A 25,330-nucleotide genomic window follows, 5' to 3' on the forward strand; every position below is an offset into this window, starting at 1 on the left:
TGTATCATAATAACTCTTTGGATATAATTGTCTAAAGGGTTATTATTATGAAAAATACTTGAAAGGTGATAAAAATGGAGGATATTATTAAGGATTTAGAGGACTGGTTAAGCAAGAGGCCCCTATGGATTCAATATGCTACCAATAGGCTATTACAAGGAAATATCAAGGAAAAAGACGTAGAAGATTTTGTGAGCATTTGCAAAACAGAAATTGAAGATGTTGATAAAAAAACAGTAGATACTTTAAAGTATGAAAAAGGGAAAATTAGAAGTGGTGAAGAGAACATTGCTTTAACTATTGAAGGTCTATCGAATATTCAGGGTATTAATGCACTATCTCCGCGAAATCCATTAAAATTAAATGAAAATTTAAATATAATATATGGTCAGAATGGAAGTGGTAAATCTAGTTATGTTCGACTATTTAAACATCTTTGTGGATCGAAAAATAGTGGATCTTTATATGGAAATGTCTATAAAGAAGATACTGAGCAAAACTGCAATATAAAGTATAATATTAATGGGGAAAAAGTAGATATAAACTGGAGTCCACATCAAGGTAGCTTAGAAGATTTAAACCATATAGAAATATATGATGCTGATGACGCTTATACATATGTGAATGATGAAAATGAAGTTACATATGAACCATTCGTTTTGAGATTAATAAGTGGTTTAATTGAGTTATGTAACCAAGTAAGTACGAAGATAAGCCAAGAAATAGAAGGACATGTTTCAGTATTGCCTTTAATACCTAAAAATTACGATAAAACGGAATATGCTGATTGGTATAAGAAAATCAGCCATAATGTGTCCTTAGAAGAAGTTGCTGCGATTTGTGAGTGGGATAATGAGCTTGAAGAAGAACTTATTGAGCTTGTTAAAAGAATGTCTGAAAAAAATCCCATGGACAAGGCAAAAGTGTTACGAAAGACTATAGTTGGTATAGATAGGATTAACGATACAATTAATAAAATGCTTTGTGAATTATCAGATGAGAAATGCGAGATGATACTTACTGCTAAAAAAACAGCTGAATCTAAAAGAAAAGCAGCAGAAGAAGATGCAAAGAAAGTTTTTAGTAATGCACCGATTAATACTATCGATAATGAAAGCTGGAGGTTACTTTGGGAACAGGCAAGACAGTTTTCAGAAAGCTACGTTTATGAAAGTGTACCATATCCTAACGTAGATGAAGAATCTTTATGTGTTCTTTGTCAGCAACCCTTAGACGATGATGCTAAGAGCAGATTAGTATCTTTCGAAGCTTATGTACAGGGGAATTTAGAAATTGAAGCAAAAGATGCAGAAGATAAACTAAAAATAATGATTGATAATCTACCCGATATACCAGAAATTGAATCGTTTAAATTAATGCTTGATTCAGCTGGAATATATGAAGAAGAAGTTAGAACCAATCTAATATCTTTAATGGACGCTATCAATGTAAGAAAGGAAGATATACAGAACTTTAAAGACAACAAAAATATAAAACAGCTACCTGTTTATGATTTTAAAAGCTATTTGAAGGCGGAAAAGTCCAAACTAGAAAAACAAGCCCAATCATATGAAGAAGATAGCGAAGGAGAAAGTAGGAGTATATTAAAAAATAAAAAGATTAGTTTAGAAGCAAAGAAATGGTTGAACGAACATAAAGACAATATAGTTGAAGAAATACATAGGTTGAATAATAGACATAGCTTAAATGAGGCGAAAAAATTAACTAGAACACAAGGGTTGTCAACAAAAAAATCTAATATATCAGAAAGGTTAATCACTGAAGCATATGTTAGACGCTTTGACCAAGAACTTGGATTGCTTGGTGCATCCTATATAAATATAGAATTGGCAAAAACACGCACACATAGGGGACAAGTCCTTCATGAAATTAAATTATCTAATCCTAAAAGAAGTGTAAAGGCTACCGAAATATTAAGTGAAGGAGAGCAGAGAATAGTTTCTTTTGCTGCCTTTTTAGCAGATATAAGTGGGAAACAAGTAAACTCCCCACTTATATTGGATGATCCTATATCGTCTCTAGATCAGGAATACGAGGAAGCAGTTGTAGCTAGATTAGTAAATTTATCCCTAACTAAACAGATAATAGTATTTACGCATAGAATCTCTTTGTTATCTTTATTAGAAGATGCAGCTAAAACTACAGGGGTAAATACTAATATAATAGGTGTTAGACACGAAGATTGGGGATCAGGTGAATTGGGTGGAACTCCTATGTTCGCTAAAAAGCCAGATAGTGCATTAAATGTTATATATAATGAAAGGTTACCTAAAGCAAAAAAAATTCTTGAGGAAACAGGTAGGGAAGAATATGATTTAATAGCTAAAGGTATTTGTAGTGATTTTAGAATAATCCTTGAGAATACAATTGAAACTTATTTACTATCAGATATAGTAAGGAGATTTAGACGATCAATTACAACTATGGGGAAAATAAATAAATTATACAAAATTGAGCAAAGTGACTGTGAAATGTTTGATAAATTTATGACTAAGTATTCTAGATATGAGCATTCTCAGTCAATTGAAGCCCCCGTACCGGTTCCTAGTCCTCAAGAATTAAATACTGATATAGAAGAGATAATGGGTTGGACAAAAGAATTTAAAAAAAGATAGGTACAGAACGTTCTGATTTCCCTGATATATGAATGTAGTAGGTATGTGGACAGTTATATAAATCCCATTAGCGAACTTTTCGCGAACATTTACCGAACGAACAACGAACAAAATTTCATAATAACGGTGTTAAAGTATTAGTATCAGGAAGTTTCGGACTTCCGATGATGAACTCTTTTCTCTAATGAGGAAAGGGTTTTTATTTTGCTCTATTTTAGGAGGTGAAATGAATTGTCTAATTTTACACAGCAGGGAAATCAAGAAAAGAAAAATAAGCCTGATGTGCCAAATAAAGCTTCAAGGTCAAAAAAGAAGAAACTAGCGAAACCAGCTGGATTTAAAGAATTTGAAGCATTGGCAATGGAAATTGTTGAAGCTAATGGCGGTTCTTATTACGAATGGCTTCATAAGCAGCATCAGGAAATTATCTTGAATTTTAATGTTCATAATCAAAAACAAATTACAGAGGTAGCAAAACAATCTTAAAAACAGCTACTTGAGGAAAGGGGTTGAAAATCTATGCAAGATGCAATTCAAACAATCACAAATATCACGGACGGAATTAAACCAATTGCACCAGTTCTAGCCGGACTGGTGCTAGTTGTTATTGGTCTGCTTTGGACTTTTGCAAAAGACCCTCAAAAGAAAGAGATGTACACCGGATGGATGGTTAACGTTGCTATCGGTTTTGGTATTGTTTACTTAGCAGCAAGTCTTGTTAGCTGGCTTGGTGGTCGTGTCGTCGGATTTTAAATACCATTTACTTTAATCGTTTACATGGGAGGTGGAGCAATGGCGAAAGAACATAAGTACTTTGTCAGTTACGTTTATTCCGAAGGATGGGGGAACATTGATGTTACTTTACCTGAACCGATTCAAAATATTGATGATATACGATCTATGGAACAAGCGATTGCTGAAAATCAAGAGTTGGATGAATCGGTTTGTGTGCAAAATTTTCAAGCATTATAAGGAAATTAGTTTATGGCTTCTCTTTATAATCGGGAAGCCTGCTTTATTTAAATTGGAGGTAGTGCAATGAATACAAAAGAACTTGCAAACAAATATGCTGAATTACTGGCTGCAAAAGATAAGGCAACAATGCACCCTGATAATAAAGGCTATGAGTGGAAATATAATCAATTAAGTACGCTCTATCAGGATGCAGTATTAAAAACGAAATTGCCAAAGGAGAAGTTAGCTGAAATTGAGAAAGAAGGGGAATCCTTGCATGAACAATACGAAAGAGAACAAGAAGAAGCTAATCAATTTAAAGAAACGTATAAAAATAATGTGCTAAACAATCTGGAAGGTTCAAAAGAAGAACAGGACTTCAAAAAAGCCTATAAACATAAGGTATTAGCATTTCTTGATAAGGAGCAGGATGAAAAGCAAGAAATGGAAGTGAACAAAGATAAAAGGAATCAACAAATGGAAGCATTTGAATCCAAATATGGTTATGAGAAAGTGTATGCATTAAAAAAGGAAGTATTGGATGATATAGGTGAAATGGATTTAACGCCTTCACAACGAGAAAGATTGAAAGAAGTAGAACAAGATCTAGAGGACGAAAGGAAAATCAAGCTAGGGAAAAATAAGAAAAAGGATACAGAAATTGAGATGGAGATGTGAGGTGATTAAGTGACATTAGGAACGTTGAAAACCGATAACGCTATTAACTCTTTTACAGCGTTTCAAAATCGGCTTCGTAAAGTAATGTGTGATTCATCGAAAAGAGACATTCCATTAGAACTAAATGATGAACAGTTAGAAACTCTTTACAATGCGTTTACGCCTGTTATTGAAACAAGCATCTATGCAGAAATGGAACATGTGATGACTGCCATACGAACTAGTTTTGATGCTGTGACTGATGGAAAGGGTGAAAATATAAAGTCAGATGCATATATGAGTAATGATAAACATTTTAAAAGGTTCATTACACATGTAGTAACGAACTATCAATCATTACAGGCCCAACGGATTAGCATAGTAATGGTTCACAATAAAGCATACCAGAGACTAGAGGATGGTTTGTTTGGGGAAACTTTTGTTAGTGAAAATGGGTTTCAAACAGCGTACGAGCTTCATAACCAATTAATCCAAGCATTTCTTGATGGCTACCATGACTTATTGTTTGAAGGCACGATACTAGATACAAGTAAAAAAATTGAAGAGAAAGTCATTGAGCCGGTTGTCCAAAGATATGATGTGAAAATGCAGGAGTTGTTAGAAGGTGGTGAAGATGGATAAACAAGACTTGTACAAAAAATTGGTTTATCAAAATATTGAAGATGCGCTAGCTGAGTTAAATGCGGAAGATAAGGGGCGTTATTATATCTGTAATTGTCCTGAATGCAATGCACACGAGGCATTCATATACAAAAACAATACAAACTTTATTCAATGCAACCGCGAGAATCATTGTGGTGAACGGATGTTATTGCAATTTCATGAGAAAGAGAGTCTACATCCCGAAAGAGAAAAGATACAAAATACCTTTCCAAGCCTTTCAGATGACCAAAAGGAGGCACTAACTTGGTCAATGAGGCTTTTTTCTTTTGCAAAAACAGGAACAAAAAGTGAAATCTTGGATAATGGTTACCGTGGTTTATTAAAGGAAAATGCAAGAGAACATATTGTAGACTTACAAAATGAACAGGTGACAAGTTATTTTTTTAACAAAGTAAGCAGCCTGTTAGGGAAAGATTACTCTAATAATAGTTGGATGTGTGAACGAAATTTAGTTTTTCCTCTATATGATGAAAACAATATTTTAAATCGAGTATTGCTTCGGTCTAGTATTGATCCAACATTGGAACCCAAAGAAATACAATTGATCATGAATCCTTCTAAAGAAACGAAGGATTTTTTTATGGAGATTCCAGATAAGGCGAATACGGTTGTATTTAGTGAATCGTTGCTGGATGCACTTTCATTTCGTGAAATAGATCCAAATTGTGGCTTTGTAGCATTAACAGGTGCTTCCAAAACACGGCAGGTGCAAGCATATATCAAGAAAAACAAAGGTGCATTTACAGATAAACATATTCTAATGGCAATGGATGATGATAAAGCTGGTTGGAAGGCAACACAAAAACTGGTTGCCACGCTTAGAACGGAAGGATTAGACGAAAATATCTCGCTGTTCCGTTATAATGACGGTTTTAAAGATGCAAATGAATTTTTACAAGGCAACAGAACGCAATTTGAAAAAAGATATTTACAAGATACCAATCAATTGCAACGGGCAAAACCAATGCAACATGAAATGTCATAAAGCATTCCGTTTGGTGCATGCATAGGAGGGAGCTGTTTATGTATTCCAACGATAAAAAATCATTAACAGAACGCTTAAGTAATTGGAAAATGATGAGTTTATTTATAGCATCTGTCACCGTTATAGGCTTTTTCGTTGCCAATTTCCTGCTGCATTTTTTGCAGCAAGTATTATATTTGGTGGAAGGTTTTGCAACGAATCCTGAAGAGGTGAATTTCCATACGTTCTCGGTTGATTGGCACTACTTCTTTATTTTCCAACAACAATGGATTGAGTTTTATGTAGGATTTTATATACTGGTTGGAATTAGCGTTTTGAAGCTCCTATATAATGTGAAAATGAATTATCAATCTATTAATAAGGGGCAACATGGAACGAACGAATTTGAAAAAGTGAAGAACATGAAAAAACAGTATGTAAGTATTCCATCCAAAACGAAAGAATACGAGGGCAAGGGCGGCACCATTATTGCTGGGATGCAAGAAGGTAATAACTATCAATTATTAATTGATGATGCCCCAGTCCATACGATGGTGATTGGTATTACTCGCAGTGGTAAGGGTGAAACATTTGTTGTGCCAATGATAGACGTGCAAAGCAGAGCGAGTGAAAAACCTTCGATGGTTATCAATGATCCAAAAGGTGAGCTAGCTGGTGCTTCTTATGAAACGTTGAAAGAACGGGGATATGATGTCCATGTGTTCAATCTAATTCAGCATGATATGAGTATGGGCTTCAATCCTTTACAGTTGGTGATTGATTCATGGAGGAAAGGGCTTCATAGTGATGCACAGAAATATGCAAACAGTGTTGCGTATAGCTTATACCATAATCCAAACGCCAAAGATCCTTTCTGGTCAAACAGTGCGAAATCACTTGTGACGGCAATTATTCTTGCATTAACAGAGGATATGGTCACTCAAGGAAAAGAAGAACGGGTGACGATGTATTCCGTAGCAAACTTCCTTTCAACAAAAGGAAGTGACAATGACGAGGAAGGAAATAATGCCTTGGATTTGTTTTTTCAAGCAAGAGATGAAAATAATCCAGCAAGAATGATGTATGCGACGTCGAACTTCGCAACAGGAAATACAAGGGGAAGTATTTTTAGTGTTGCCATGGATAAGTTGCAGATATTTACGTTAGAACCGAATGCGAAAGTAACTGGGTATAATAGTTTGGATCTAACAGATATTGGATTTGGTGATAAACCAATAGCATTATTTATTGCAACACCTGATTCTGATAAGTCAAATGAAGTATTGGCAAGCATTTTAATTAGTCAACTTTATAGAATAAACTCTGAAAAGGCAACAAAAAGTCAAAGCGGGAAAATGAAGCGAAATGTTCACTTCCTATTAGACGAATTTGGAAATATGCCAACGATCGAAGGAATGGCCGGGATGGTGACAGTTGGTGCTGGGCGAGGTTTTCGCTATCACTTAATTATCCAGGCTTATTCACAGGTTAAATCAATGTATGGCGAAGAATCGGACACAATCATCGGAAACTGTTCCAATCAAATATATATTTTGACGGAAGATAAAAGCACTGCCGAACATTATTCGAGCATGTTGGGAACAAGAACGATTACAGATGTGAGTCGAAGTGGGGAATTGCATTCCTTCGATAAATCGCATAGTGAATCAACCAAAGAAAGGGCATTGTTGACCTCAGATGAATTGATGAGGTTACAAGAAGGACAATCCGTTGTAATTCGCGTAAATAAGCGACAAGATACGAAACGAAAAAAGATGGAACCAAAGCCAATTTTTAATAAAGGTCAAACAAAGCAGAAATTCCGTTATGAATATCTGGCAAATGACTTTGATACGAGCAAGTCCATTCTTTATTTACCGATTGTTTCTGATACGTATTATGACATGAATTTAAACGAAATGGTTTATTCAGCCAAAGTAAGGAGTGACTTATATTTACGGATGGCAGATGTAATGGATCCGGACGATTTTATTAGACTGAAACGAAATTTATTGCAAGTGGAAGGGCTGTCGCAAAAAGATAGAAGTACATTGCAGCAACAAATGCTGGCGGCCGATGAATGGTCATTTTTACACTATTTAAGTTATCTTGTTTTTCATCCAAGTCTTGAAGCATTGCATTTGAAATTGATAGAACCATTAAATAAATATTTGCCTCGGGATACTATGGCAGGCTGGCAGGAAAAAATAAATAAGAGAATGGAAAGTAAACTTGAATTAAGGAGGCAAGAAAAGGAAAGTGAACAAGAGGAGGAAGAAGACGTAGGAAATGAAGAAGAAGCGTTAATACAAAAGGCCATTAGTGAAAATTAAAAAGGGAGGAGATTGTTTTGGATGAAGGAAAAGAGCTATCGTGTGGATTGGGAAGTTATTGAGGAAATTGTTGTATTGCATAGAAGCCAAGGAGGCTGGGCAAAAGAGCTAAATTTGATCAGTTGGAATGGAGATAATCCAAAGTTTGACGTGAGGTGGTGGAATCCTGATAAAACAAGGGTTGGTAAGGGGTTCACTTTTACCAAAGAGGAATTAAAAATACTGTATGACACTTTACCAGAAGCACTTCATATATAATAGGCAAATATTTTCTACCGCAGACCATTATTGTTATACTGAAAAAAATGAACAAAAATGGAGTTGATGGGTGAAGATGAGAAAAAGAATCTGGAGCAGCTTGGTATTATTGTCACTTCTGCTTGTTTTAAGTGCGTGTGGCAATAAAGCAGAAGTTGGCATGAATCAAATTAGCTTAAAAGATTTAGAAGGAAAACTTGATAATGATGAATCATTTCTTTTAGTAACATTCTCAGCAAGTGAGGAAGACGTGGAAAAATCTGAACTAGTAGAAGCGTTTGATAAGTCATTGAAAAAAGATGAACAGACGGCTTTTTATGTGAATTTCGATGGGGAAAGTCAAGACACCCTTGATCAATTAGGTGAAAAATATACCCCTTCCGACTATAAAGGGGATGTATGGGAGCCAAAAGATGATGGATTGGTTCTAATTGCAGATGGGGCTGTGATGAAAAATCCAAGAGAAACATTGTTATCTCAATCATTAATTGAAGGCACAGCAAATGGAGATGACGGCTATGAAACTAGCTTCATGGAATATATGGATGATATAGATGCAGGGATTGCTAGTGCATTGGATTTTGCGGAGCAAAATAATATTGAATTAAGTTATTGATATTTAATATATGCAAAACTAATATCAGATATTTACTCTAAGGAATTGTTTTATTCCTTAATACGATTGAACTATTTTATCAAACAACTAATTTATATTTGACATTAACGTTGCGTAATACTGTAGCTTAATAACCAAACGATAATTTATAAGAGAGTTGATAAGATGAATGCTTATGAAGTTATGGATACATTAAGTCAGTATGGTGAATTGCTTGAAATTCGGGATTTAGAAAAACGCAAAGATTATTTCCGTTATGAAATGATGGAACCATTCAAACAAATGTGGAATTTAATTAACGTTCCCATAAAAGCGAAACAACAAAATGGATATGACGTTATCATGGCATCAAAAATGCTTGGTTTTGCTGATGTTTCAGATGATGAAAATATTAGAGAAGGATTATCTATTCTAAGAGAAAATAACTCCTATGCGGTTGCCGAAAACGCTCTTAAAAATTGCATTGCTAAAGCGAATAATGCGGGATTGAAGATAAATGCGGATGAAATCAAATTTGGATTATATATTTCAGACCCTGAAAAACTAAAGCTACAGAAAGGATATACAGGGTTTGGTGGAATACCGGGCTTTATAACTGTAAATATATATCCAAACGATTATAATTTACCCAAAATACCGGCAGTTATAGCCCATGAATTTAACCATAATATACGTTTTTCTTATTTTGATTGGGATCATGGGAATGTAACAGTAGGAGATTATCTCGTTATAGAGGGTTTAGCTGAATCATTTGCAAAAGAATTATACGGAACGGAGCAAATAGGTCCTTGGGTTACCAACATGGATAAGGAAGAGCTGAAGTATTCAATTGATGTTATCGGCGAAGCCCTTGATATAAAAGGATTTGCAGAAGTAAGTAGCTATATGTTTGGTGATGAAATTGCAGCGCAAGAAGGTTATCAACCTATTGGACTTCCCTTTTGTGCTGGATATGCAGTTGGCTACAAGACCGTCCAATCCTTTATGAAGAAGAATAATAAGACGATATACGAAGCGACTTTGGCCTCAACTGATGAAATAATTAATGGCTCCGAATTATTCTCCTAGTTCAACAAACGGGTACAAACCTAATAAAGAATATTGCACGTATCTCATGTAAGGATTATTTTATTAATCAACGTTTAAAAAAAGGAGGGTAAATAATGAATAAAAAGAAACTAAGGTATGCCATATTGAAAGAAATTGACAACGGTAATAAAGCACTTACTGAAGAGAATTTTGCGGTTACCGCAGATCAATTTGATGAAGCTATTAGGTTTCTAAATAGAGAAAATTATTTAGGAGGAGTTTTCTATGCGGACGATAGACCATGGTTAATTGAGGGGACAGCTTATTTAACAGAAGATGGCGAGAGTTACTTAGAAGAAAACAGTTCATTAGCTAAGACATATAAAGGTTTAAAAGAAATAAGGGATTGGTTAAAACTATAGTGACCTATAGTAAGCTGTTAATTCTTTGTGCTGCAATCTTTGCGCGTTTATGGTACAAGGAGATACCGTGGTACCAAAAGTCTTACATTCTTAATTATTAGTTCAACAAAAAGAATCCATTTTCCATGGGTTCTTTTTTTAATTCCTAAAGGTGGTGAAAAAAATATATGGACGATGAGGCAATGAAAAAGTTATATGAGGATTTATCGGACATTCTCGATATCTCCAGTGGTTGGCTGTATGATGATCTTCTCCGTAATATCGGTTGGGGCATTATACAGCTTTTAGTATGGATTAATGATTGGATTGAAGGCGTTGCTACGAAAGTAATTACCTTAGGTGGTTTATATGATAGTGAAGACATGGGTGGCTTCATAGATGTCTTGCAGCCCCTTGCAATCGGGCTGTTTGTCGTTTCTGTAACAGTCCTCGGTTTTATGTTCATGCTGAATAAAGTGGAAAAACGGAATGAAATCATTATGAATGTGTTAATTGCAGTGAGTGTCATTGTCATTCTTCCCAGTTTAATGGGAATGATGGAGGATTTGCTGCATAAAGGGCTGGATACGGTGGAGGCAGATGGGAAGATTTCTGATAACGTGTTAAAAAGGAATATTTCTGATTTAAAGTACTATCTGGATAGTGATTTCAACTATGCTGATGGGACAAATAAAGACACTGTAATGGGGGATGAGAATACATTGCCACATCCTCCCCATCGAACAGATAAAGATATTGGAACAAGTAATTACTATTATGCAAATAAGCTGAAGAACCCCGATTTGATTGATGTAACTGAAAAGCTTGATATCTATGAAGATGAAGGTTGGTTTAGCTGGACAACGGAAGACTGGGTCAAAGAATTGACGAACGATGAAAAGGAATTTTTAAAAAACAGACTTGTTCAAAATGGAGACGGTACTTCAAGGATTGAAAAATTAAGTGAAAACTCGGTACCAGCGACAAACTTAGGGCAGCAAAGTTATTATCGTTATCACGTCAATTGGGCTATTGCCATTACGATATTAGCTGTGACAGGATTTGCCTTGATAGTAACAACATTAAAAATTGGCCGTGCCATGTTTGATTTAGCTTTTCATCAAATATACGCAATGTTTACCGCATCAACGGATATAACAGGTGGCCAAAGATTGAAGAAAGTATTAACTGAAATTGTTAGTACGTTTGCCGTTATCTTTGTGATGATTGTACTTCTGAAATTGTTCATTATCTATGCACAGTGGGCGAATGATTTAGAACAAGAGATTGGAATTGTAGGTGTCATCATTTTGCTCATTGCTGGTGCATGGGCGCTTATTGATGCTCCGGATATCGTACAGCGAACAATGGGAATAGATGCAGGACTTCGTTCAGGATGGCAGGCGATGATGGGCGCATATGCTGGTACGAAAATGGCTGGCGCTGGTGCATCTATGGTTGGAAAAGGTGCTGGGAAAGTTGTTAAGACTGGTGGCAAAACAGCAGGAGGTATTGGTGCAGGTGGAGTTGGTGCATACAAAGGGGTGAAAGCCGGTATGCGAAACAACAATACGAAGCCTGTTCCTCCGCGCAATCCAGATCAAAAAGCTTCTCAACATGAACAACAATTTTCAACGAATGCCGTAAACAATCCAAACGTTGAATCAAAAACAAACACTGTTCCAACAAAGCCAAATACAAGTGTTCCTAGTCGCAGTGGCTCGCTGGCAAGTAGTATCCCAATCAACACAAATAATGTGTCAGGAAGTGATAGTGGTGGGTCAAGTAATGTAGGTGGAGGATCAACTTCATCTAGTCAGCATAAGCCGAATGTCAATGCTGGTGGGCAAGGACATATTCATCCGCAACGAAAGCATACGTTACTTGGCGGAAATCGTACTGTACAACGTGCAAATCATTTTCTTTCCCGAGCACATAATACAGGTTATGACATTGGACAAAAATTGAGCCAATTTAAGGGAAACGTACAACAGGCGAAGCAAATCAAAATAGAAAAAAGGGGATTGAAATCCAATGAAATACGAGATACCGAAAGAGATTAAATCCAAGCCGAAAATAGTAGGATTAGAAATGAGAGAGCTGGTTATTATTTTGATTAGCTCTCTTTTATTATTAACGGTCTTACGGGAATTGGTGCATAGCTTATTTATTCTTTTTTATTTCGGTGTAGCAATTGTAGGCATGATTTATTTGTTTTTGCCGAGTGGCAACAATCCCGAGAAGCGAAATTATGAATCTATCCTATTAATGTTTCGCCATAAAAAGGGAGTGTACCATGCAATGGATAGAAATGAAGTAGAAAATGAACAGTTTCTAAAAGACAAGGAGGGTGAGTAAGCAGAATGCAACCCTTAAAGTTAATTAAATCAAATCCGGAAAAGCTGGATGAGGACACATGTGAAGAAGAGACGGAAATGGTTACAAAGACAAATAAAAAACCTAACAAAATGGTTCAGCTACTGCAAAAGCTCAAACATCAGAAGAAAGTGAAAAAAGAATTTCAAGAAGATATGAAAGAACAAGGCAAAAAGCCCAAGTTGTTAAAACAAACATCCGATATTCTTCCTTTTGTACAAATACACGATGATTACATTCTGCTGAAAGAAGGGGTCATGGACATTTTTCAAGTGGAAACAAAAAACATTCATGCTTTAAATGATGCGGATTTAAATTACCTACTGTTAAATCGAGCGCAATTTCTCAGAAGTTATTTTCGTTCTTTCAAGGAAGTTATCTTAAACTTCCCAACAAATACGGAAGTACAGCGGGCATATTGGTTGAAAAAACAGCAACAGGCGAAGAATGCTTCACGGTTAAAGTATATTGAGCAAAAGTTATTCGAATTCGAGTATTTAGAAAGAGAACGATACAATCGGGAGTTTTTCATGTTTATCTATGCAGATGATAAAGAAGAACTTGAGGACCGAAAAAATGACTGTATGCAAGGGATGCAAAGTTCATTTCCATTACAGAGGTTATCCAAGAACAAAAAGGAACAGATATTGTTTCTATTAAATAATCAAAATACGCAGCTTTAAAGAAAGGATGGTAGGTGTGAAACAACATACAAATACTTTTATTGAGGAAGAAAAGAGTTCTAAGAAACCAAAACTGGATAAAGTGTTTCTAACGAAAATACAACCCCAAGGTGGCATGACTTTTAAAGATAAGTACATTCAAAAAGGAGACGGTTATGAAGCGTGCATCCATGTGTGGGATTATCCTTCCAATGTCAATTTGCTTTGGTTGGATAAAGTGATGGCTATGTATGATGTTACCGTTGTGGCTGATGTGACCACAATGGATCAGGATGAAACGATTAGTTCGATTAATAAGAGCATGGTGGAACATGATGTCCGTTTTCGTAGCGCGAAACAAGAATCTGACCGGATGGACGCTCAACGAAGTTATAAAGAAATGGAAGATTTATATCAACAAATTTCCGAATAAAAGAGAGGGAAAAGGGATGCCAGCAATTACGCTTGCATCTGGATTACCGTATCACTTTTCAGAGTTAAATGATCGAACAGGCAGTTTTCTAGGTACATCGTTTACTGGTGGAAATGTTCTATTCGATTTGTTTCATAAAGATAAATTAAGACGCTTTTACAATGCAGTCGTTGTTGGGAAAATGGGCGCCGGTAAATCGACTACGTTAAAAAAATTACTTATGGATAATGAAGCTAGAGGAAATTTCATTCGAGGGTTTGATGTGACAGGGGAATTTAAAACCTTAGTTGGTGCACTAGGAGGTCAATCCATTAGCTTGGATGGAAGTGATGGGATTATTAATCCACTCCAAATTTATCGGGCAGATGATAAAAGCAATTACAAAGAAGAACAGGTAAGCTTTGAACAATATGAAAAGCAGTGCTTTATGCAACATATATCAAAGGTTGCTATCTTTTATGAATTTCTTGCTGGCAGTCCTTCTACAGAGGAAATTGAAGAATTTAAAAAGATCTTACGCATGTTTTATGAATCGCTGGGCTTTATGGAAAAAACTAAAACAACAGGTGTGACGACATTGGGAAACAAAGAATATCCAATCTTTAGCGACTTGCTAGAATATATTCGAGAGCAGCTATATGACAACCCAGAGAAACGAACGATACGTCCTGAATTATCTATTTCACGGGTGGATCGGTTGGAGAAAATTGAATTAGTCGTTGATAACTTAGTAAACAGCTATGCTTCATTGTTTAACGGTCATACAACGATTCAGGATATCACTGATGAACAAGTGATTTTCTTTTCTATTCGTAATCTCACGAAATTGGAAAAGAATGTGTTTCAAGCACAAATGTATAATACGTTAAATTTAATCTGGGATAATTTGATCCAAGTGGGAGCAAGACAAATGAAACAGATGTATCAAAGTGAAACATTCGACCCTGATGATGCGGTCCGATTTTTAATTATGATTGATGAAGCACATCGCTTAGTGAATGCCGAAAATATGTTAGCTGTCTCATTCTTAACAGATTTTGCAAGAGAAGCCCGTAAGTATTTTGGAGGGATGATTTTAGCTAGTCAATCCATTCGAGACTTTGTTCCAGATAATAAAGACACTGCAACTGTCACAAAAATTCGTACGTTATTTGAACTGACCCAATATAAGTTTGTGATGCAGCAGGACTCAAACACATTGGATTCTTTACGAACAATTTTTGAAGGGCAACTAACGGAAAGCGAATTGGAACACGTCCCACAACTCCAGCAGGGAGATTGTTTATTAAGTATTTCAGGTGTCGGAAACATCATGTTATCTATTGAGGCAAGTGAAGAAGAATTAAAGCTGTTCACTGGAGGATTGTAAACGATGCGAGAAGATAATCATGAAAAACGAATCTTTTATAAGTTTATCTTTCTATTAGTCGTGACCGGTTTAATTGTGATTGTTTGGATATGGAAATGGGCTGCCGATGATCCAAAAGAGCAAGATCCGAAAGAAATGTTTGAAACGTCCAGCCAACAAGAAAACATGCAAGAGCCGGTTAATATAGATGAGGAAAAAATAAATGCTGTATTAAAAGATGAAGGAGAATCCAAGAAGCCGGACGCAGCAGATGAAAATAAGCAAAGTGAACAAACAGAAAGTAATCAGGAAGAGGACGATTTGGAACAAAAATATATCATCCAATATAGTGAACGGGAAGTGGAACAAGCGAAAGAGCAGGCAGAAAAGGTGCTTGCCCTTTATATATTGCAAGTAACGGATTGGGACAAGTGGGAGGATGCAGTTACAGCAAATTATCTTGAAAATGTGCAAAAGGAAATGACCAACTTTAAAGATGAAAAAGCAAAAAGAGAGTTAGATGCAATTGATCTATTTGCTTCTCAACCTTTGAAAGATGGAGAAATAACGTATGGCGCATATGCTTCGTGGCATGTCACCGTGAAAGGAAAATCAACATCTAAACCAATGCAGTTATACTATATTACGTTACAAAGGGAAGATGATAAGTGGATTGTCAGCAATATGGTGACACCGAATAATCAAAACATGGAAGGAGAGGGGAAGGAGAAGTAGTGAAGCATTTAAAACAATTTGCAAAACATCTGATAAGGAAGAAGCTACTCGTAGGAACGGGTAGCTTTTTAATTGCGAACATTATTCCTGTCCTAATCTTTCTTGTTCTTTGTACATTGTTGATGGCGGTTATTGGTGCATTAAGTGGTAGTGTTGATCATCAACATAATGATCAAGATGATGATGGTGGAGGTGGTTATATTTGTTCGCCAACAGGTGATATGAATCAAAAAGAATGGGATAGTTACTTTAAGCATGAAGATCGCTCAGGCGTTTTCAAAGGATATGGTAATGATATTATCGAACTATCTGAAGAAAAGGGAATTGATCCAATTCTTTTTGGTGCTATCGCTTTACATGAAACAGGTTACGGAACTTCCAGTGGGGTAGTTGATAAAAATAATCCTGGAGGCTTAATGGATCCTGCAACAGATTGGCAAGCACTACAACGTTTTCCAACATTAAAAGATGGTTTAGAAGCCATGGCAGATACTTTATATAATCGTATTATTGTAGATGGATTAGTAACAATTGAACAACTGGGGGAAGTGTATGCTCCGATTGGCGCAGAAAATGATCCAAACAATTTAAACAAACATTGGATACCAACGATGAAAAAGTTAACTGCAAACATGGGTGGATTAACCATGAATTGTGAAGCAGAAGATCATGTTGATATGGAATTAATCGGTGGTAAGTCTTGGGTTTCACCATATACCAAAACCATTACTTCCGGCTTTGGTTATCGGTCGGGATGTGAAAATTGCACCACATTTCATGCTGGGATAGACATTGCAAGTGCTGGGATAAGGAATACACCGATTGTATCTTTTGCAGATGGGAAAGTGACCATAAGTGAATCGAACGGCACAACATTTGATTCCACTATAGAGAATATGGGAAATGGTTATGGCTGGTATATAGAAATCAATCATGGAAATGGCATTAAAACCCGTTATGCTCATATGGGCAAGAAAGGAATACCTGTTGGAAGTGAAGTGAATGCAGGTGATGTGATAGGTCATGTTGGTTCAACTGGTGCATCAACTGCGCCTCATCTTCATTTTGAGATTTTAATGGAAGGAGAAAAGGTTGACCCTATGCCGCATGTTAAATCATTTTTATCAGGAGAAAAATGATAGGGGAAGGAGGAATTGGTCGCGTGAAAAGTAAATTCAATCGCAGAAGAGAAAACAAAGTCTATATTGGTATTATCGTCACACTAGGCGTTTTGCTTGGTGTTTTTTTAACGTCTAAATCATGGATGTATGATGATAGTGCCATCGCACAAACGCCATATAATAAATCAATTAACGGACTAAATCAGACAACATTAATTTTAAGGAGTTGGGAATATAATCCGAAGAATCAACTCATGGAGGTAACAATTGAAACAGTTCATACGGGTACAGATGCAGCAGAACCAACATTTACATTTGAAGCAAAGGGAAAGGAATCAAAAGAAACCTACCCAGCAAAAAAAGTGTATGAATCCGACAATGTGATGGTCATTCACATTGAACATGTTCCAACTGAATACCGTGTTATCGGTTTATTTGTGATAGAGCATCGGGACGACAAAATATTGAAACAAGAGTATAAACGACAACTGGAAAATGATAGTGATGCTGCTACAACGGAGACAGATAAAATTGAAAAGTTCGATTTGCCGAAGCCAGAAGATGTGATCATTGTGGGGGATTATCGTGAGACTGAAGTAAATAAGAACCTTGTTGCAAAATCGGATAAGGCATATCAAAAAGAAGCAATCGTCACAGACATGGAACGAATCAAACAAGAAATATCTACAATTATAGATGAAAATATTCCTTTCCAACAGGAATTAATTACTACTTTAACAAAGGAGAAAACATCATTAAAAAGTGAAATGGAATTTGAAACGAAGGAAGAACAAACTGAAACAGAGAAGGAAATAGAACATAAAGATAATGCCATTTCCAGTGCAAAAGAAGAAATTGAAGCATACAAATCAAAGGTAAAAGAGCTCAAGGAAAAGTACGATAATCGGAAAGAAAAACTCGATACATTGCTTCATCCTGAACGTCAATTAGTAGAAGAAAATCACGAACCAAAAGAACAAAAACAGCAACAGCAAAAGAAGAAAAATAAAGATGAGCCTTCAGGAAAAGAGGGGAAATAAGTATTAAAAGGTCTATATTAAACCTATATATTCAGCAAGAAACACCTATATAAAAGGTATATTTACTATTGAAAAAATGGGCTTGCTGGAAAACTAGGCGCTGCCTAGTCACCCACGCTATGTGGGTACACTTCCCCCTTATCCTGTTCAACAATCCCTGTTCATGTGAACGGGGATTTTCCTGTTTTTTATGCGACGCGTGGAAGGAGCGGATTTGAATGGAAATAAAGATTCGGGATGTAGATGTTCGTGCCGTAAAAGTGTTAGATGAGGAAGCTAAAAAACAAAAGGTATCAAGGAATGTATTACTGAAACGAATGGTAGAGGACGCAGTGAAATTTGATGGGATTAAGTTTGCAGAAAAGGAATTAGATGTGACAGTAAGTCGAGTTGCGGATGGATTGGAAATGACGTTCAAACGATTAAATCATTTGGAAAAAAGAACACTCCATCTGTATTTGATTTTATGTGATGCGCTTGGATTAAATCCTGAAGAAGCCGATCACATTTTAGACAAAGCATTTCCTATGGACAACAAGGAGGGAAAATAAAATGAGTATGACAGAAGAGAAAAAGCAAGGATCTTACTTTTTGCTAAGCCCTGAAACGAAAGAAAAAATTAAAGTGGCAGCGAATGAAAATCATACGTCTCAAGCGAATGCCATTGCCTTAATGGTGGATGCTTATTTTGAAAATAAAGAAGAAGAATATGTTCTATTCAAACAAACGATTTCTGACTTACTGGATGAAAAATTAGATTTCGTAAAAGAGAAAATGAATCGCATTCAAGTAGCAAGTAACGTTATTGATCGGGACACGAAAATCATTCTGGAGTTCATGAACCATTACTACCTGGTGAATAAATTCAAAAACTTAATTACAACGGAAGAATTTAAAACAAAAGGAATGGAACAAGCAGAAGATTTGGTGCAAAAACGAATCCATAAACACCGGCAAAAGAAATTAGACTATGAACGACAAAAGGAATTAAAGCAACAAGCGCAATCGGGAGGTCAGGAATAGATCATGAGTCCAGCAGTTGTATTGCGAAGTAAATTTGTTACACCTAGGTCGAGTACGTTTAATGATTACATTAATTATATGGATCGTGAGGATGCGAAACAACATGTGAAAATGGATACCTCATCTGATAAAGAAAATGATTTTGATGTGTTCTATCACTTCATGGATTATATGGATGATGACGAAAAACAAGGTGAGTTATTTACCTCCAGTAAAGACAGATTGAATGACAAAGAAAAGCAAACAGTCAAAGAACAATTTCAACTAGCACAACAAAATGAATCACCAATGTGGCAAGATGTGATCTCTTTTGATAATGAATGGTTGGCGAAGCAAAAAATATACAATGCAACGACTCATAACGTTGATGAAACAAAAATGAGGGGTGTTGTACGGGAAACGATGCAAACAATGTTACAAGCAGAAGGAATGCAGCGATCAGCAATTTGGACGGCAACCCTGCATTACAATACCGATAATATTCATGTACATGTCGCAACCGTAGAACCTCATCCAACAAGAGAACGAATGAATGTATTGGATAAAGAATCGAATACATGGCATGAAGAATATCGAGCCAAACGAAAGCCAAAAACGTTAGACAAAATGAAGTCCAAAGTTGCCAATATTATTTTAGATCGTGCGCATGAACGAAATAAAGTAGATGAATTGTTGCGTGGAACCATACGCTACAAAAAGGAAAACAATATTTCCTTATCTTCTTTCAGAAAAACAGAAACTTTATTTAAAGAAGCGATGAATCGTTTGCCTGAAGACCGAAAACAATGGCGTTATGGTTATCAATCTATCAATGAGGCTAGACCTTATATAGACGAAATAACCGAAATTTATTTAGAGCAGTTTCATCCAAAAGAGATCCAAGCATTAAAAACAAAATTGAATGAAGAAGTAGATGTGATGAAAGAAATGTACGGTGATGGAAGTGATTACCAACAATATAAAGATACAAAATTAGATGATCTTAAAAAGCGTATGGGAAACGCAATTTTAACCGAAATGCGCGTAGTTGATAAAGAAGAAAGGGTGTCGGACTTCGAGCGGAAAATAGCTATAAGACAATTTAATGCATTAGAAAAAGAAAACCAGCAATCTTTTTTCCAACGCTATAATGGAAAGGGAGATCCTAGTTTGCATGTTTCTATTATCCGTTTGAAGCAAGCGATGCGGAAAACATTTCATGATTATAAGCGAGAGAGACATATGGATGAATTTGATCAACTGGTGGAGAAGGGTTGATTTAGTGAAACCTAACATTTTTGTGTCATGTTTGATATACTTTTGTTAGATTGTGGTATTCAATTAACGGGCACAGGGGGAGTATTTATGATTTTTATAAGTCACCAGCATAAAGATAAAGAATTTGTAGGAGATATTGCGCAAACTTTAAGCGATATTTTCGGCGAAGAAAAAGTATTTTTTGATGATTGGTCAATAAAGCCAGGGGAGAACATAGTTAATCGAATGAATACTGGGTTAGAGGAGTGTAAATATTTTTTCTTCTTTGTAACTCGTAATAGCCTTGAAAGTGAAATGGTTAATTTAGAATGGACATCTACATTAATAGATAAGGCTAATCGTCAAATTGAATTTATACCTATTCGTGCTGATGATGTCAATGTTCCTCAAATACTAAAGTCAATCAAATATCTTGATTTATATTCAAATGGAATGGATACAATTAAGACTCAAATTATAGAAATAGTACAGGGACAGGAAACGAATAGGAAATATCCAACATATCAGAATTTAGAAGCTTACGTACTAAGAGAAAGTGAAAAAGAGTTAAAGTTCTTCATTAAAGCTAAAAGATTTTTTGAGCCTAATGGGAAATTTGTTCTTGTAACTAAATTAGACGACAAACAAGCAGAATTTAACCTAATTGGTGGAGGTATGACCCGTAATTCATTTAACCCAAATGCTGCACAATTAGGGGGAGAAAATGCTAATGTCTTCTTCCTTGAGATACCTGAAGGAGTAAAAAAAGGATTCAAAATCGGGTTGAGCTTTATAAAAAAGGTTTCTAGTGATGTAGATATAGCTTTATTTCATATGAAGACGGAGAGTAAATTTGAAAGAATACCAACGACTTTGATTAACTCCGAAATTGATATACCAACCTCTTAAATTTCTATAGTGGAGTTTTTTTAAGTAACCTGTCAATTGCAGAGTATGCGTGTTACAGAATTGACTGCGATTGTATAAGAAAAGCATTAATCTATGACACATGTTCCTTGAATTAAATAGCAGTTTTAAAAGCACAGACATTAATTGTTAATAATTAATTCTGTGCTTTTTTGTATGCAATTTTTAGTGTGACTTATCGATCGGTATTACAAATAACAGAAAGGAATGGTTTGAGTGAAGAATAATCAACAGAGTATTTTAGATTACTTTGGTGTAGACAGTCAAAAGGAATTACTGGAGTTCATGCAGGAGCATCCGGAAGATAAGGATGTTCTTACGTTAAAGGAATTAATCATTCGTACGGAAAATGGCGGTGATACGGATGAATAATCTGTATGAGCATTTTGGCTGCTCATCCAAAGAGGAACTTTATCAAAAGGTAACCAAAGATGATGATTCCGTAAGAAGTTTAGTGGATTTTATAGACTTTTCAAAAGGACAAATGAACAGCAAAGAAGCAGGGATCTCTTCTCCACAGGATTTTATTGAATTTGTTACGAAGAATAAAATGCCTGCAAAAGATGAGATGGTATCTGTGTTTTGCTCCACCAAAAATGAGCCATTACATTTAAGTCGATATAAATTTCATGATCAAGATGATTTGAAAAGAGCGTTGAAAGAAGGTTTACATGCAGGCGGTGTATCCATGTTTAATTTATCAAACAGTTCTACGTCTACTGGTAAGGAAGCAGAAATGACCAAATACTTTAAAACATTTGGGATAGATGTGATTGATGGATTTAGCTATAACGAATTCAGCGACACAATCACATCCAATCAGGAAATGATTCCGTATAGTCGCGATAAATATGCACCATCTGTGGATAGTGTTGCCGAAAGTGAAGGTCATACCATGACAGCTTATAATCTGCAAAATGGCATAAACACATACCAAGGATTTGACGAATTTACTTCTTTTTTCGCTAATCAAGAGATTGTTGGATCTCATATGTTGAAAGATAATGCAAAGGTGAAGAAAAGCTTGAAAGTTGGTTATCAGTATGATTGGCAAGAATCGTTTGGAGTAATTGCTTGTGATGCTGATGGGAAAGTTCTAGCTGTTAAAGAACTTTTCAAAGGGTCACCAAATGCAAGTATAGTGGATAAGAAGGTATTTACAAAGGAATTATTGTCGCAAGAAGATGTATCAAAGGTTGCCGTTTTTCATAACCATCCTTCAGGCATACCGGAACCAAGTGCTGAAGATAGAAATGTGACCAAAGGTTTGAAAGAAATATCCGAAAAATTGGATGTACAGCTTTTGGATCATTTTATTGTCGGAAAAAAGAATGTCTATTCCTTTGCAAAAGATATTCCTGGACATGTTAGCAGCAATGAAGATTATAGAAAACTCATTGAAAAGCAGTCAAAGACAAAAGGCGGTAAGCAGCATGCATTTGAAATGGAAATGTGAGCAAAAGAAAGGGGAAGAACGTTTTAATGGGACATACATTAATTTTAGCTGAAAAGCCGAGTCAAGCAAAAGCGTATGCAGATGCTCTTCAACATACAAAGAAACAAGATGGTTATATAGAGGTAAATGATGGTCGCTTTTTTAAGGAGAAAGCATATATCACTTGGGGATACGGGCATTTGGTTGAACTTCTTTCTCCTGAACAATATAACGAAACATGGAAAATATGGAGATTAGATCAGTTGCCGATGTTTCCGGAGCAGTTTCGTTTTCAGGTAAGTAAAGACAAGAAAAAGCAATTCAATATAGTGAAAAGACTTTTAAATGATTCAGCTGAAATTATTGTTGCAACCGATTGTGACCGAGAAGGCGAAAACATTGCAAGAAGTATCATATCACTTGCTGGTGCATCACATAAACCAACCAAACGATTGTGGATTAACTCCTTAGAAGTGGATGAGATACAAAAAGGATTCCGTCATTTAAACACCGGAATTAATTATCTTTCATTATATAAAGAAGCTCAAACAAGGCAATATAGCGATTGGCTAGTAGGAATGAACGCTTCCAGACTATATACATTGCTATTACAAAAGAAAGGGATGAAAGGCGTATTCAGCGTTGGCAGGGTACAAACAGCTACTCTGTATTTATTATACAAACGTCAAAAGGAAATTGAGGATTTTGTTTCCCAAGACTATTTTACCTTTCAAGGGAAAGTCCAAGTGCCAAATGGTTCGTTTGAAGCGAAACATAAACAACGCTTTGCAACAAAAGAAGAAGCACAAAAAGTATTGCAAGAAAGAGGCGTTCAGCTTGGAATAAATGATGGTATTATTCAGGAAGTGAAAAAAGAATGCAAAAGAACAAAGTCACCAAAGCTACATTCTTTATCTTCCTTGCAAAGTACGGCAAACAAGCAATGGAAGTACAGTCCGTCCGAAGTATTAAAGATTGCACAAAGCCTATACGAAAAGAAAGTTCTATCCTATCCAAGGACAGACAGTCATTTTATAACTGATAGCGAATTTGGTTATATCAAAAACAATTTATCGAACTATCAAGAATGTATCGGGGTAGATGTTGAAGTTGTTTATCCTGCTGCCCAGAAGCGATATGTAGATAATACGAAGGTTGCCGAACACTATGCCCTCGTTCCAACAAAACAAACGCCAAATTTTAGTGCCTTAAACGAGAAAGAAAAGAATATTTATCAAGAAGTGGTTGCAACTACCTTAGCGATGTTCGCTCCAGACTATGAATATGAAGAAACAAAGGTAGCGATTGATGTGAAAGGGATTAACTTTGAAGCGACCGGAAAGGTTGAGAAACAATTAGGCTGGAAATCATTATTTAAAAATCAACAACAAGCTAAGAAAAAGGAAATTGTCTTACCAGCAATGGAAAAAGATCAAGCTTGCCAAGTTAATGTAGAAATAGCGAAAGGACAGACAAAAGCCCCTAAGTATTATACCGAGGGGCAACTGATTAATGTGATGAAATACGCTGGAAAAGAAGTAGAGGATGAAGCATTGCAGCATACTTTAAAAGAAAGTGAAGGAATTGGAACAGAGGCAACTAGAGCAAGCATCATAGAAACATTAAAAGACCAATTGTATATTGAGATTAGAAAGAATCAAGTAACTGTATTAGACAAAGGGAAAATACTTTGTCAGGCCGTAGAAGGAACGTTACTTGCTAGTCCAGAGATGACAGCGAAATGGGAAACGTATCTAAATAAAATTGGGGAAAATAAAGGATCGCAAGAAGTGTTTCTCGATAAAATCAAACAAATGATTGAGTCTTTAATGCAAGAAGCACCTAGGGAAATTGGTAACTTGGCACAGGCATTACAACAGGTGAATGAAAAATCTTTTATTGGTGATTGTCCTTGTTGTAATCATGAAGATGGAAAAATTCAAGATAAAGGAAAGTTTTATGGATGCAGTCGTTATCGTGAAGGATGTACATTTACGTTACCAAAGAAATTCCTTGGAAAATCCATAAGTCAGATAAACATTAAAAAGTTATTGGGTGGAGAAAAAACCAATTTAATTAAAGGATTTACAAGTAAAAAAGGAAAAAAGTTTGATGCGTCTTTACGCTATGACCAAACCGAACAAAAAATAACATTTGAATTCCCGAAAGGATGATTGTGACGGATATGTATGTAAATGGGGCATATAAGATGGTTGATTTAGGGTATGTAAAGGAAATTAAAGAAGCCAGTGTTGTTTTCATTGTTGATGTTGGGGAAATAGAAGTTGAAGTAGATGCAGTCACAAAGGATGCTATAGAGATGATAAATCAAGCAGATGAAGAAGCACTGATACCATTGGATATAAAGGAGAAAGCAGTCATCTTGGAGGGTGAACCAGCTTGAGATACGACTAAGGGGAAGCCGCTTAGTGAAAAGTCCATGTAAAAAAAGATGTTGATCG

26 protein-coding genes and 1 pseudogene are annotated in these 25,330 nt (G+C 35.8%); all 27 read left to right on the top strand.

What is annotated here, in order from left to right:
- The first annotated feature begins 74 nt into the window (after positions 1–74).
- The 27 genes and pseudogenes from MUN87_RS14785 (at position 75) to MUN87_RS14915 (ending at position 25,272) form a co-directional block, all read left to right on the top strand.
- Positions 75–2,636 (top strand): AAA family ATPase, encoded by a 2,562-nt coding sequence (locus MUN87_RS14785; RefSeq protein ID WP_244741298.1) that lies wholly within the window; start codon positions 75–77, stop codon positions 2,634–2,636.
- Positions 2,637–2,867: 231 nt separating this feature from the next.
- Positions 2,868–3,122, top strand: a complete 255-nt coding sequence (locus MUN87_RS14790) for a hypothetical protein (protein WP_079708053.1) — start codon at positions 2,868–2,870, stop codon at positions 3,120–3,122.
- Positions 3,123–3,155: 33 nt separating this feature from the next.
- On the top strand, positions 3,156–3,389 hold the full coding sequence (locus tag MUN87_RS14795) for a pilin (protein WP_058950435.1): 234 nt from the start codon (positions 3,156–3,158) through the stop codon (positions 3,387–3,389).
- Positions 3,390–3,428: 39 nt separating this feature from the next.
- Positions 3,429–3,608 carry a hypothetical protein gene (locus MUN87_RS14800; RefSeq protein ID WP_079708052.1) on the top strand — a complete coding sequence of 60 codons (180 nt, stop codon included), beginning with the start codon at positions 3,429–3,431 and terminating at the stop codon, positions 3,606–3,608.
- Between the two features lie 66 nt (positions 3,609–3,674).
- Positions 3,675–4,268 (top strand): hypothetical protein, encoded by a 594-nt coding sequence (locus MUN87_RS14805; protein ID WP_244741300.1) that lies wholly within the window; start codon positions 3,675–3,677, stop codon positions 4,266–4,268.
- 9 nt (positions 4,269–4,277) lie between these two features.
- Entirely contained in the window at positions 4,278–4,889 is a 612-nt protein-coding gene (locus MUN87_RS14810) for a hypothetical protein (RefSeq protein ID WP_244741301.1), read from the top strand.
- Positions 4,882–5,916, top strand: a complete 1,035-nt coding sequence (locus MUN87_RS14815; protein ID WP_244741303.1) for a toprim domain-containing protein — start codon at positions 4,882–4,884, stop codon at positions 5,914–5,916. The genes MUN87_RS14810 and MUN87_RS14815 overlap by 8 nt, the downstream gene beginning before the upstream one ends.
- 38 nt (positions 5,917–5,954) lie before the next feature.
- A complete protein-coding gene (locus MUN87_RS14820; protein WP_244741305.1) occupies positions 5,955–8,228 on the top strand; it encodes a VirD4-like conjugal transfer protein, CD1115 family in 2,274 nt (757 codons plus the stop codon).
- 21 nt (positions 8,229–8,249) lie between these two features.
- Positions 8,250–8,486: a YdbC family protein gene (locus MUN87_RS14825; RefSeq protein ID WP_066189379.1), complete on the top strand. Its 237-nt coding sequence runs from the start codon at positions 8,250–8,252 to the stop codon at positions 8,484–8,486.
- 76 nt (positions 8,487–8,562) lie between these two features.
- Entirely contained in the window at positions 8,563–9,102 is a 540-nt protein-coding gene (locus tag MUN87_RS14830; protein ID WP_143804720.1) for a hypothetical protein, read from the top strand.
- Positions 9,103–9,267: 165 nt separating this feature from the next.
- A complete protein-coding gene (locus MUN87_RS14835) occupies positions 9,268–10,170 on the top strand; it encodes a DUF2268 domain-containing putative Zn-dependent protease (protein WP_079708047.1) in 903 nt (300 codons plus the stop codon).
- Between the two features lie 95 nt (positions 10,171–10,265).
- Complete coding sequence (locus MUN87_RS14840; protein ID WP_066189388.1) at positions 10,266–10,553, top strand: YjcQ family protein; 288 nt, start codon at positions 10,266–10,268, stop codon at positions 10,551–10,553.
- A gap of 182 nt (positions 10,554–10,735) precedes the next feature.
- The gene (locus MUN87_RS14845; protein WP_244741307.1) at positions 10,736–12,595 is read left to right on the top strand and encodes a pLS20_p028 family conjugation system transmembrane protein; all 1,860 of its coding nucleotides are present in this window, start codon (positions 10,736–10,738) and stop codon (positions 12,593–12,595) included.
- The gene (locus MUN87_RS14850) at positions 12,567–12,890 is read left to right on the top strand and encodes a DUF5592 family protein (protein ID WP_077356160.1); all 324 of its coding nucleotides are present in this window, start codon (positions 12,567–12,569) and stop codon (positions 12,888–12,890) included. Before MUN87_RS14845 ends, MUN87_RS14850 begins: the two co-directional genes overlap by 29 nt.
- Positions 12,891–12,895: 5 nt before the next feature.
- Positions 12,896–13,591, top strand: a complete 696-nt coding sequence (locus tag MUN87_RS14855; protein WP_244741308.1) for a hypothetical protein — start codon at positions 12,896–12,898, stop codon at positions 13,589–13,591.
- Positions 13,592–13,598: 7 nt separating this feature from the next.
- Positions 13,599–15,372: pseudogene (locus MUN87_RS14860) on the top strand (VirB4 family type IV secretion system protein).
- Positions 15,373–15,375: 3 nt separating this feature from the next.
- Positions 15,376–16,086 carry a hypothetical protein gene (locus MUN87_RS14865; protein WP_077356156.1) on the top strand — a complete coding sequence of 237 codons (711 nt, stop codon included), beginning with the start codon at positions 15,376–15,378 and terminating at the stop codon, positions 16,084–16,086.
- A complete protein-coding gene (locus MUN87_RS14870) occupies positions 16,086–17,225 on the top strand; it encodes a M23 family metallopeptidase (protein WP_244741310.1) in 1,140 nt (379 codons plus the stop codon). The genes MUN87_RS14865 and MUN87_RS14870 overlap by 1 nt, the downstream gene beginning before the upstream one ends.
- Before the next feature lie 23 nt (positions 17,226–17,248).
- Positions 17,249–18,247: a hypothetical protein gene (locus MUN87_RS14875; protein ID WP_244741312.1), complete on the top strand. Its 999-nt coding sequence runs from the start codon at positions 17,249–17,251 to the stop codon at positions 18,245–18,247.
- A 218-nt stretch (positions 18,248–18,465) separates the two neighbouring features.
- Positions 18,466–18,798, top strand: coding sequence for a hypothetical protein (locus MUN87_RS14880; protein WP_077356152.1), 333 nt, complete (start codon positions 18,466–18,468; stop codon positions 18,796–18,798).
- Between the two features lies 1 nt (position 18,799).
- Positions 18,800–19,270 (top strand): hypothetical protein, encoded by a 471-nt coding sequence (locus tag MUN87_RS14885; RefSeq protein WP_077356150.1) that lies wholly within the window; start codon positions 18,800–18,802, stop codon positions 19,268–19,270.
- A 3-nt stretch (positions 19,271–19,273) separates the two neighbouring features.
- Positions 19,274–20,527 (top strand): MobP2 family relaxase, encoded by a 1,254-nt coding sequence (gene mobP2, locus MUN87_RS14890; RefSeq protein ID WP_077356148.1) that lies wholly within the window; start codon positions 19,274–19,276, stop codon positions 20,525–20,527.
- Between the two features lie 87 nt (positions 20,528–20,614).
- Positions 20,615–21,415 carry a toll/interleukin-1 receptor domain-containing protein gene (locus MUN87_RS14895; protein ID WP_175618795.1) on the top strand — a complete coding sequence of 267 codons (801 nt, stop codon included), beginning with the start codon at positions 20,615–20,617 and terminating at the stop codon, positions 21,413–21,415.
- Positions 21,416–21,649: 234 nt separating this feature from the next.
- On the top strand, positions 21,650–21,805 hold the full coding sequence (locus tag MUN87_RS14900; protein WP_153835206.1) for a hypothetical protein: 156 nt from the start codon (positions 21,650–21,652) through the stop codon (positions 21,803–21,805).
- A complete protein-coding gene (locus MUN87_RS14905) occupies positions 21,798–22,889 on the top strand; it encodes a JAB domain-containing protein (RefSeq protein WP_163578574.1) in 1,092 nt (363 codons plus the stop codon). Before MUN87_RS14900 ends, MUN87_RS14905 begins: the two co-directional genes overlap by 8 nt.
- A gap of 26 nt (positions 22,890–22,915) precedes the next feature.
- A complete protein-coding gene (locus MUN87_RS14910) occupies positions 22,916–25,042 on the top strand; it encodes a type IA DNA topoisomerase (protein ID WP_244741314.1) in 2,127 nt (708 codons plus the stop codon).
- An 11-nt stretch (positions 25,043–25,053) separates the two neighbouring features.
- A complete protein-coding gene (locus MUN87_RS14915; RefSeq protein WP_244741316.1) occupies positions 25,054–25,272 on the top strand; it encodes a hypothetical protein in 219 nt (72 codons plus the stop codon).
- Positions 25,273–25,330 lie beyond the last annotated feature (58 nt).

The organism is Gracilibacillus salinarum (assembly GCF_022919575.1).
In the GTDB taxonomy this organism is placed as follows: domain Bacteria; phylum Bacillota; class Bacilli; order Bacillales; family Amphibacillaceae; genus Gracilibacillus; species Gracilibacillus salinarum.

Bases quoted from the DNA above. Each gene is read 5' to 3' on its own strand.
- MUN87_RS14850 (WP_077356160.1), top strand. From the start codon at position 12,567: ATGAAATACGAGATACCGAAAGAGATTAAATCCAAGCCGAAAATAGTA.
- MUN87_RS14895 (WP_175618795.1), top strand. From the start codon at position 20,615: ATGATTTTTATAAGTCACCAGCATAAAGATAAAGAATTTGTAGGAGAT.
- mobP2 (WP_077356148.1), top strand. From the start codon at position 19,274: ATGAGTCCAGCAGTTGTATTGCGAAGTAAATTTGTTACACCTAGGTCG.
- MUN87_RS14825 (WP_066189379.1), top strand. From the start codon at position 8,250: ATGAAGGAAAAGAGCTATCGTGTGGATTGGGAAGTTATTGAGGAAATT.
- MUN87_RS14800 (WP_079708052.1), top strand. From the start codon at position 3,429: ATGGCGAAAGAACATAAGTACTTTGTCAGTTACGTTTATTCCGAAGGA.
- MUN87_RS14855 (WP_244741308.1), top strand. From the start codon at position 12,896: ATGCAACCCTTAAAGTTAATTAAATCAAATCCGGAAAAGCTGGATGAG.
- MUN87_RS14795 (WP_058950435.1), top strand. From the start codon at position 3,156: ATGCAAGATGCAATTCAAACAATCACAAATATCACGGACGGAATTAAA.
- MUN87_RS14910 (WP_244741314.1), top strand. From the start codon at position 22,916: ATGGGACATACATTAATTTTAGCTGAAAAGCCGAGTCAAGCAAAAGCG.
- MUN87_RS14885 (WP_077356150.1), top strand. From the start codon at position 18,800: ATGAGTATGACAGAAGAGAAAAAGCAAGGATCTTACTTTTTGCTAAGC.
- MUN87_RS14865 (WP_077356156.1), top strand. From the start codon at position 15,376: ATGCGAGAAGATAATCATGAAAAACGAATCTTTTATAAGTTTATCTTT.
- MUN87_RS14785 (WP_244741298.1), top strand. From the start codon at position 75: ATGGAGGATATTATTAAGGATTTAGAGGACTGGTTAAGCAAGAGGCCC.
- MUN87_RS14845 (WP_244741307.1), top strand. From the start codon at position 10,736: ATGAAAAAGTTATATGAGGATTTATCGGACATTCTCGATATCTCCAGT.
- MUN87_RS14830 (WP_143804720.1), top strand. From the start codon at position 8,563: ATGAGAAAAAGAATCTGGAGCAGCTTGGTATTATTGTCACTTCTGCTT.
- MUN87_RS14905 (WP_163578574.1), top strand. From the start codon at position 21,798: ATGAATAATCTGTATGAGCATTTTGGCTGCTCATCCAAAGAGGAACTT.
- MUN87_RS14840 (WP_066189388.1), top strand. From the start codon at position 10,266: ATGAATAAAAAGAAACTAAGGTATGCCATATTGAAAGAAATTGACAAC.
- MUN87_RS14805 (WP_244741300.1), top strand. From the start codon at position 3,675: ATGAATACAAAAGAACTTGCAAACAAATATGCTGAATTACTGGCTGCA.
- MUN87_RS14880 (WP_077356152.1), top strand. From the start codon at position 18,466: ATGGAAATAAAGATTCGGGATGTAGATGTTCGTGCCGTAAAAGTGTTA.
- MUN87_RS14820 (WP_244741305.1), top strand. From the start codon at position 5,955: ATGTATTCCAACGATAAAAAATCATTAACAGAACGCTTAAGTAATTGG.
- MUN87_RS14835 (WP_079708047.1), top strand. From the start codon at position 9,268: ATGAATGCTTATGAAGTTATGGATACATTAAGTCAGTATGGTGAATTG.
- MUN87_RS14915 (WP_244741316.1), top strand. From the start codon at position 25,054: ATGTATGTAAATGGGGCATATAAGATGGTTGATTTAGGGTATGTAAAG.
- MUN87_RS14815 (WP_244741303.1), top strand. From the start codon at position 4,882: ATGGATAAACAAGACTTGTACAAAAAATTGGTTTATCAAAATATTGAA.